We start from the raw sequence: 7,983 nt of genomic DNA on the forward strand, positions 1-7,983 counted from the left end.
AGCCGCGCGGCGAGTTCGAACATGTGCGCGTAGGCCGCGTCGGTCGCGACTTCGGCCAGCGTCGCGCGCATTGCATGCATCGCGAGCATGTTCGCGGTGAGCGTCGTGCCGATTCCCGAATGGCCGGTCGTGCGCGTCGCGGCGTCGGCCGCCTCAACCAACACGTAGACGGAGAAACCACATGAGCGAGAACAATTTCCTGGTGATCGACGACAACGAGGTGTTCGCGGGCACGCTCGCGCGCGGCCTCGAGCGCCGCGGTTACGCGGTCCAGCAGGCGCACGACAAGGAATCGGCGCTGCGGCTCGCCGCGGGCAGCAAGTTCCAGTTCATTACCGTCGACCTGCATCTCGGCGAGGATTCGGGCCTGAGCCTGATCGCGCCGCTGTGCGACCTGCAGCCCGACGCGCGGATCCTGGTGCTGACCGGCTACGCGAGCATCGCGACTGCCGTGCAGGCGGTGAAGGAAGGCGCCGACAACTATCTCGCGAAGCCCGCGAACGTCGAGTCGATCCTGGCCGCGCTGCAGACCAACGCGACCGAAGTGCAGGCCGACGAAGCGCTCGAGAATCCGGTCGTGCTGTCGGTCGACCGGCTCGAATGGGAGCACATCCAGCGCGTGCTGGCCGAGAACAACAACAATATTTCGGCGACGGCACGCGCGCTGAACATGCACCGCCGCACGCTGCAGCGCAAGCTCGCGAAGAAGCCGGTACGGCAGTAAGCGGGGGGCGCGTCAGCCGGGCGAGCTTGACGCTCGCGACAGGCAGGCGACGATCTCGCGTTTCAGCAGGAGCGTGATGAGCGCCGAGTAGACGACGTTCGCGAGAAATGGTGCGGACCCGCCGATCAGGATGGCGCTGGCCATCGGCCACGCCTTTGCCGATACGCAATTCGCGATGAACTGGAGGCCGATGCTGAACGCCACGCTGGCGAGTGCGATACCCGCCAGCGTGCCCAGCCACGCGAGCGCGAACGCGACGTTGTAGCGCCGCAGCGACTCCCGCCTGATCCGGCGCAAGAGCGATAGGATGTCGGCGCGCGTGAGCGTGAGCAGGGCCGGCACGAATCGGCCGGCGATGGACGGGTAGAGGGTCATTCGAATGCGGTGACGAATGCGTCTGCTTGTAGTCTGAGGAATCCGGATTATAGGGGCGCACCAGCACGCCTGCCATCAGCCGCGTTCCAGGAGCACGCACGTGCGCCGCGTCGCATCACCATGAAAAAACGGGCGACCCCGGAAGGGGCCGCCCGTTTTTCGTCCGATGCCGTGCGCGTTACAGCACGTAGCGCGACAGGTCTTCGTCCTGCGACACTTCGCCGAGCGCGCGATCGACATACTTCGCGTCGATCGTCACGCGTTCGCCCGCATGGTTGCCGGCCGAGAACGACACTTCCTCGAGCAGTTTCTCGATCACCGTGTACAGCCGGCGCGCACCGATGTTCTCGGTCTTCTCGTTGACCGCGTAGGCAATTTCCGCGAGACGGCGGATACCGTCCTCGGCGAATTCGAGCTGCACGTCTTCGGTCGCGAGCAGCGCCTGGTACTGCTTGACGAGGCTCGCGTCGGTCGCGACGAGGATCGCTTCGAAATCGTTCACCGACAGCGAGTCGAGCTCGACGCGGATCGGGAAGCGGCCCTGCAGTTCGGGAATCAGGTCGCTCGGCTTCGCGAGATGGAACGCGCCGCTCGCGATGAACAGGATGTGATCGGTCTTCACCATCCCGTACTTCGTGTTGACCGTCGTGCCTTCGACGAGCGGCAGCAGGTCGCGCTGCACGCCCTGGCGCGACACTTCGCCGCCGCTGCCTTCGTTGTTGCGCGACGTGATCTTGTCGATCTCGTCGAGGAACACGATGCCGTTCTGCTCGACGTTCTGCACGGCCTTCGTCTTCACTTCCTCTTCGTTGAGCATCTTCGCCGCTTCCTCGTCGGTCAGCAGCTTCAGCGCTTCCTTGATCTTCACCTTGCGGCGCTGCTTCTTGCCGCTGCCGAGGTTCGAGAACATCGAGCGGATCTGCTCGGTCATCTCTTCCATCCCCGGCGGCGCCATGATGTCCATGCCGGCCGACGGCTGCTCGAGGTCGAGCTCGACTTCCTTGTCGTCGAGCTGGCCTTCGCGCAGGCGCTTGCGGAAGGTCTGGCGGGTCGCGTTGTTGTCGTCGTTCGCGTGCTCGGCGTTGCCGCCGAAGCCCACCGCGCGCGGCTGCGGCAGCAGGATATCGAGGATGCGGTCTTCCGCCTGGTCGGTCGCCTTGCTGCGCACCTTGCGCATCTCGGTTTCACGCGTCTGCTTGACCGAGATCTCGATCAGGTCGCGCACGATGCTGTCGACGTCACGGCCGACGTAGCCGACTTCGGTGAACTTGGTCGCTTCGATCTTGATGAACGGCGCATCGGCGAGTTTTGCGAGGCGGCGCGCGATTTCGGTCTTGCCGACACCCGTCGGCCCGATCATCAGGATGTTCTTCGGCGTGATTTCCTGGCGCAGCGGGTCGGCGACCTGCTGGCGGCGCCAGCGGTTGCGCAGCGCGACCGCGACGGCTTTCTTGGCCTTCGCCTGGCCGATGATGTGCTTGTCGAGTTCCGAGACGATCTCGGCAGGGGTCATGGTGCTCATGGTGCGGTCCTTACTCGATCGTTTCGATGATGCGGTTGTGGTTCGTGTAGATGCACATGTCGCCGGCGATCTCGAGCGACTTCTCGACGATCTCGCGCGGCGACAGCTCGGTGTTCTCCGCGAGCGCGCGGGCCGCGGCCTGCGCATACGCACCGCCCGAGCCGATCGCGCAGATGCCTTCTTCGGGGTCGAGCACGTCGCCGTTGCCGGTGATCACCAGCGTGGTGGTGGCGTCGGCCGTGATCAGCATCGCCTCGAGGCGGCGCAGCATCCGGTCGGTGCGCCAGTCCTTCGCGAGCTCGACGGCCGCGCGGGTCAGGTTGCCCTGATGCTTCTCGAGCTTCGCCTCGAAGCGGTCGAGCAGCGAGAACGCATCGGCGGTGCCGCCCGCGAATCCGACCAGCACCTGGTTGTTGTAGATCCGCCGCACTTTCCGCGCGCCACCCTTCATGACGATGTTGCCGAGGGTTACCTGGCCGTCGCCGCCGAGCGCGACCTTGTCGCCGCGCCGGACCGAAACGATGGTCGTGCCGTGAAATTGCTCCATCTGCGTTCCTTGAGAAAAACGGGGAAGAGTCGGGGGCGCGAGGCGCCGCCGCGTAACTCGCAGTGCGCCGGGAAGCGGCCCGGCGCGCGTCCGTTTCATTTTAGGGCGGGCGCCGGGATATCAAGAGGCGGGAGGCAAATCGGCAGCCGGTGGGGAACCGTGCCGGAAAAACAAAAAGCGCGCGGCAGGCCGCGCGCTTTCGGGAAGCAGCGTGTCTGAGCGGAACGCCGCTCGATCAGTCGCCGAACAGCTTCTGGCGCAACTCGCGGCGCTCCTGCGCCTCGAGCGACAGCGTGGCGGTCGGACGCGCGAGCAGGCGCGGAATGCCGATCGGCTCGCCGGTTTCCTCGCACCAGCCGTAATCGCCGGAATCGATGCGGGCGAGCGACTGCTGAACCTTCTTGAGGAGCTTGCGTTCGCGATCGCGCGTACGCAGCTCGAGCGCGTGCTCTTCCTCGATCGTCGCGCGATCGGCGGGATCGGGCACGATCACCGTCTCGCGCAGGTTCTCGGTCGTCTGGCCTGCATTCTTGAGGATGTCCGCCTGCAACTGTTCGAGCCGATTTTTGAAGAAGGCGAGCTGATCCTCATTCATGTAATCCTTGTCGCTCATCTTCAGGATTTCGGCTTCGGTCAAGAGTTTCTTCGTCATCTGCTTGCTTCTTCAATGTGCGGCAAATCGATAGATATTGCCTGCACTTTGGGATTACCCGCAACCGCGCTTGCAATCATTTGCGATTTGCCGCCGCGGGGCCGAAAGCCTCTGGAAAACCGGTTCTCAAATACCAGGATAGGCCTGGCGCGGAGTTGCACGCGCTGCGAACCGGTGTGCTGCGCGGCACATCGCATCGGCCGCGGCCGGGAGGCGGATGGGCGATCCGGCGCGGTTGCGATGCCCGGAAAACTGGTTCAGCAAGAACCGGGCCTATTTGTTGCCGTACTCCAGCGGGCACGTATTGTAACTGAATCGCAAGCGGGCGCCGTATCGGGTCGATCCCCGTCGGCTGCGCCAATATCTAGAAAATATAACGCGCAAATCGCGAAAAAGCGATGACGGCGAAACCCTGCCCGGAAAGGGCGCCTCGCGGCCGCCGCAGCCGCCCGCGAGGCGGCCGTGCGGGCGGGGGTGCGACGGTTGCCCGTACGCGTCAGGCGAGGCAGGCGTCGAGGCCGTCGGTGATCAGGTCCTGCGGCAGATCGACGCCGATGAACACCATCTTGTTGGTCTTCTTCTCGACCGGCAGCCACTTCGAGGCGAGGTCGCTGCCCATCATCTGGTGCACGCCCTGGAACACGACCTTGCGGTCGACGCCCTTCATGTACAGCACGCCCTTGTAGCGCAGCATCCGCTCGCCGTAGATCTGCAGGATGCCGCCGAGGAAGTCTTCCAGCTTGTTCGGGTCGAACGGGCGGTCGTTGCGGTACACGAACGACTTGATCTTGTCGTCGTGGTGCGCATGGTGATGGTGGTGGCCATGGTCGTGATCGTGCGCGCATTGGCCGTGATCGTGGTCGCAATGGGCGTGATCGTGGTGATGGTGCGCGTGATCGTCTTCGGCCAGGAAGTCGGGGTCGATCTCGAGCTTCGCGTTCAGGTTGAAGCCGCGCAGGTCGAAGATTTCCTTGATGTCGGCTTCGCCGAAGTTCACGACCTTGATCACGGCCTTCGGGTTCATGTGCATCAGGCGATGCTTGAGGCCGGCTACCGTTTGATCGTCGACCAGGTCCGACTTCGTGATGAACAGGCGATCGGCGAAGCCGACCTGGCGCTGCACGACTTCGTGCTCGTCGAGCTGTGCGTTCGCGTGCTTCGCGTCGACCAGCGTGATGACCGCGTCGAGCAGGAAATCGTCGGCGATTTCGCTGTCGATGAAGAAGGTTTGCGCGACCGGGCCCGGGTTCGCGAGGCCGGTGGTTTCGATCACGATGCGGTCGAAGTCGAGCTTGCCTTCGCGCTTCTTCGCGGCGAGATCGCCGAGCGTGCGCGCGAGGTCGCCGCGGATCGTGCAGCAGATGCAGCCGTTGCTCATCTGGATGATCTGCTCGTTCGAATCCTGGATGAGGATTTCGTTGTCGATGTTCTCTTCGCCGAACTCGTTTTCGATCACGGCGATCTTCATGCCGTGCTGTTCGTTCAGGATGCGCTTGAGCAGCGTCGTCTTGCCGCTGCCGAGGAAGCCGGTGAGGATGGTGACGGGAGTGGCCATGTCAATCGCCTGTGGTTCGTGAATCGGGGTCAAAACCAGGATGTGCGTCGCGCCCGCGGCTTTGCCGGCCGGGGCGCACAACCATCCATTGAAACATACCTGTCAAGCCCTCGCCCGTCGTCCGAACGACAGGCGGGAGCGCGGATCCGCCGGGCGCAACGCGCGGCCGGCGGACGGTTACGCGCGTAGATCGGGGCGATCAGACGATTTGCAACAGCAGGCCCTTCAGATATTCACCTTCCGGGAAGGCCGCGAGCAGCGGGTGATCGACGCCCGCGCCGAGGCGCTTCAGGATGCGTGCGTCGACCTTCGCGTCGGCGGCCGCGCCCGCGACGATCTTCTGGAACAGGTCCATGTCGATCGCGCCCGAGCACGAGTACGTGAACAGCAGGCCGCCCGGACGCAGCAGCTTGAAGCCGCTCAGGTTGATGTCCTTGTACGCGCGGGCCGCGCGATCGACGCTGTCGCGGGTCGGCGCGAACTTCGGCGGATCGAGCACCATCAGGTCGAAACGCTCGCCTTCGTCGACGAGGCGGCGCAGCGTCTTGAATGCGTCGGCGTCGAGCCAGGTCGCGCGTTCGGCGTCGAAACCGTTGGCGACGACGTTCTGCTGCGCGAGCGCGAGCGCATCGCCCGACGAGTCGATCGACACGACGCGCTTCGCCCCGCCCTTGAGCGCGGCGAGCGAGAAGCCGCCCGTGTAGCAGAAGCAGTTCAGCACGTCGCGATCGGCCGCGTACTGCGCGACCAGCGCGCGGTTGTCGCGCTGGTCGACGTAGAAGCCCGTCTTGTGGCCGTTCGGCACGTCGACGTGATAGCGCACGCCGTTTTCGTTCGAGATCAGCGTCGCGGGCGGCGCATCGCCGGCCAGCACGCCGGTGGTTTGTTCGAGCCCTTCCTTGTCGCGGATCGACACGTCCGAGCGCTCGTAGACGTTCGGGCAGTCCGTGGCGCCGACCAGCGCCTTGACGATCGCGTCCTTCCACGCTTCGACGCCGGCCGCCATGAACTGGCAGACGAGCTGCCCACGCGGTGTCGCGCCGGCTTCGGCGGTGTCCGCGACGTAGTAGTCGACGATCAGGCCCGGCAGGCCGTCGGCTTCGCCGAACACGAGGCGCACCGCGCCCGTGTTCGACACCATCGTGTTGCGGTGCGCGACCGCGCGCTGCACGCGGCGCTTGAAGAACGCGTGGTCGATCGGCTCGTTCTCGTCGAAGCTCCACACGCGCACGCGGATCTGCGACTGCGGGCTGTACGCGCCGCGCGCGAGGAAGCGGCCGTCGTGCGCACGCACGATCACGGTCGCGCCGGGCGCGGGCTTGCCGTCGACGCGGTCGATCGCATTGGCGTAGATCCACGGATGGCGGCGCAGCAGCGATTTTTCCTTGGACGGCTTGAGGGTGACGGTTTGCATGATGAGATCGAAAGGGGCCGTGCGCGAAGCCGACCGTGGCCGGTCGCCGCGCGCGGCGGGTAACACGGGACGCGCGTCAGTCGCGCTTCTTCGCGCGCGGATGCGCGCTGTCGTAAATCTTCGCGAGATGCTGGAAGTCGAGCGACGTATAGACCTGCGTCGCGGAGACGCTCGCGTGGCCGAGCAGTTCCTGCACCGCGCGCAGGTCGCCGCTCGACTGCAGCACGTGCGTCGCGAACGAGTGGCGCAGCACGTGCGGATGGACGTTGGCGGGGATGCCGGCGGTGAGCGCCGCGCGCTTCACGCGCTCGCGCACGACACCCGGCGACATCCGGTTGCCGCGCACGGACACGAACAGCGGATGCGGATCGTGCTTCACGAATTCGCCGCGCACCGCGAGCCATGCGTTCAGCGCGTCGATCGCCTTGCGGCCGACCGGCACCTTGCGCTCCTTGTTGCCCTTGCCGCGCACGGTGACTTCGGCTTCGGCGAGGTCGAGCCAGCCGGTCGAGCGGTAGCCGTCGGCCTGCGTGTACATGACGTCGAGCCCGATCAGCTCGGCGAGGCGCAGCCCGGACGAATAGAACAGCTCGAGGATCGCGTGATCGCGGATGCCTTCGGTCGTGCCGGCGAGCGGCGCGTCCATCAACGCCGATGCGTCGTCGACCGACAGCGCTTTCGGCAAGGTCTTCGCGCGTTTCGGCGCGCGCACCGCGGCGACCGGGTTCGCGGGCATCTCGATGCGCTGCGCGAGCCAGCGGTAGAACGCGCGCCACGCGGACAGCCGGTGCGAGATCGACCGTGCGGACAGCCCGCCTGAATGCGCACGCGCGACCGCGCCGCGCATGTCGGCGGCCGTCAGCGCTTCGAGCGGCCGGCCGTTCGCGAGCTTCTTCAGCTCGTCGAGTTCGTGCGTGTATCCGCGCAGCGTGTGTTCCGACAGCTGCCTGACGTGCTTCAGGTTCGACAGGTAGGCGGCAATCGGATCGTCGGTCATCGCGGGCGGAAGGATCAGTGCGGCAGCAGGCGCGTGAGCGCGGCGCTCGCGAGCGTCGCGATCTGCGCGAGGACCGAACGGCGTCGGCAAATCGACGCTGCTGCGCGCACTCGCGCGGCTCGCGGCCGCACGCGGCAACGCAGCGTTCGGCGGATTCGACCTGCTGCGCGGCGCGCGCCGGGACCACACGCGACAGG

8 protein-coding genes are annotated in these 7,983 nt (G+C 65.8%); 1 reads left to right on the forward strand and 7 read right to left on the reverse strand.

What is annotated here, in order from left to right:
• The first annotated feature begins 181 nt into the window (after positions 1–181).
• Positions 182–724: a response regulator transcription factor gene (locus G3N61_RS36825; RefSeq protein WP_205824863.1), complete on the forward strand. Its 543-nt coding sequence runs from the start codon at positions 182–184 to the stop codon at positions 722–724.
• A gap of 12 nt (positions 725–736) precedes the next feature.
• Here G3N61_RS36825 and G3N61_RS36830 read toward each other — a convergent pair whose 3' ends face one another.
• The 7 genes from G3N61_RS36830 to xerC form a co-directional block, all read right to left on the reverse strand.
• Positions 737–1,099: a hypothetical protein gene (locus G3N61_RS36830; protein ID WP_089451431.1), complete on the reverse strand. Its 363-nt coding sequence runs from the start codon at positions 1,097–1,099 to the stop codon at positions 737–739.
• Positions 1,100–1,277: 178 nt separating this feature from the next.
• Positions 1,278–2,621, reverse strand: coding sequence for an ATP-dependent protease ATPase subunit HslU (hslU, locus tag G3N61_RS36835; protein WP_043184705.1), 1,344 nt, complete (start codon positions 2,619–2,621; stop codon positions 1,278–1,280).
• A 10-nt stretch (positions 2,622–2,631) separates the two neighbouring features.
• A complete protein-coding gene (gene hslV / locus G3N61_RS36840) occupies positions 2,632–3,168 on the reverse strand; it encodes an ATP-dependent protease subunit HslV (RefSeq protein ID WP_011353540.1) in 537 nt (178 codons plus the stop codon).
• Between the two features lie 235 nt (positions 3,169–3,403).
• Complete coding sequence (dksA, locus tag G3N61_RS36845; RefSeq protein ID WP_006477498.1) at positions 3,404–3,820, reverse strand: RNA polymerase-binding protein DksA; 417 nt, start codon at positions 3,818–3,820, stop codon at positions 3,404–3,406.
• A 496-nt stretch (positions 3,821–4,316) separates the two neighbouring features.
• Entirely contained in the window at positions 4,317–5,375 is a 1,059-nt protein-coding gene (locus G3N61_RS36850; RefSeq protein ID WP_205824864.1) for a GTP-binding protein, read from the reverse strand.
• Positions 5,376–5,574: 199 nt separating this feature from the next.
• Positions 5,575–6,789 (reverse strand): class I SAM-dependent rRNA methyltransferase, encoded by a 1,215-nt coding sequence (locus G3N61_RS36855; RefSeq protein WP_205824865.1) that lies wholly within the window; start codon positions 6,787–6,789, stop codon positions 5,575–5,577.
• 76 nt (positions 6,790–6,865) lie between these two features.
• Complete coding sequence (gene xerC, locus G3N61_RS36860) at positions 6,866–7,786, reverse strand: tyrosine recombinase XerC (RefSeq protein WP_043184702.1); 921 nt, start codon at positions 7,784–7,786, stop codon at positions 6,866–6,868.
• Positions 7,787–7,983 lie beyond the last annotated feature (197 nt).

Source organism: Burkholderia sp. Ac-20349 (assembly GCF_017104865.1).
In the GTDB taxonomy this organism is placed as follows: Bacteria; Pseudomonadota; Gammaproteobacteria; order Burkholderiales; family Burkholderiaceae; genus Burkholderia; species Burkholderia aenigmatica.

Excerpts from the sequence above, each read along its gene's own strand:
- G3N61_RS36825 (WP_205824863.1), top strand. The coding sequence starts at position 182 with ATGAGCGAGAACAATTTCCTGGTGATCGACGACAACGAGGTGTTCGCG.
- G3N61_RS36830 (WP_089451431.1), bottom strand. The coding sequence starts at position 1,099 with ATGACCCTCTACCCGTCCATCGCCGGCCGATTCGTGCCGGCCCTGCTC.
- hslU (WP_043184705.1), bottom strand. The coding sequence starts at position 2,621 with ATGAGCACCATGACCCCTGCCGAGATCGTCTCGGAACTCGACAAGCAC.
- hslV (WP_011353540.1), bottom strand. The coding sequence starts at position 3,168 with ATGGAGCAATTTCACGGCACGACCATCGTTTCGGTCCGGCGCGGCGAC.
- dksA (WP_006477498.1), bottom strand. The coding sequence starts at position 3,820 with ATGACGAAGAAACTCTTGACCGAAGCCGAAATCCTGAAGATGAGCGAC.
- G3N61_RS36850 (WP_205824864.1), bottom strand. The coding sequence starts at position 5,375 with ATGGCCACTCCCGTCACCATCCTCACCGGCTTCCTCGGCAGCGGCAAG.
- G3N61_RS36855 (WP_205824865.1), bottom strand. The coding sequence starts at position 6,789 with ATGCAAACCGTCACCCTCAAGCCGTCCAAGGAAAAATCGCTGCTGCGC.
- xerC (WP_043184702.1), bottom strand. The coding sequence starts at position 7,786 with ATGACCGACGATCCGATTGCCGCCTACCTGTCGAACCTGAAGCACGTC.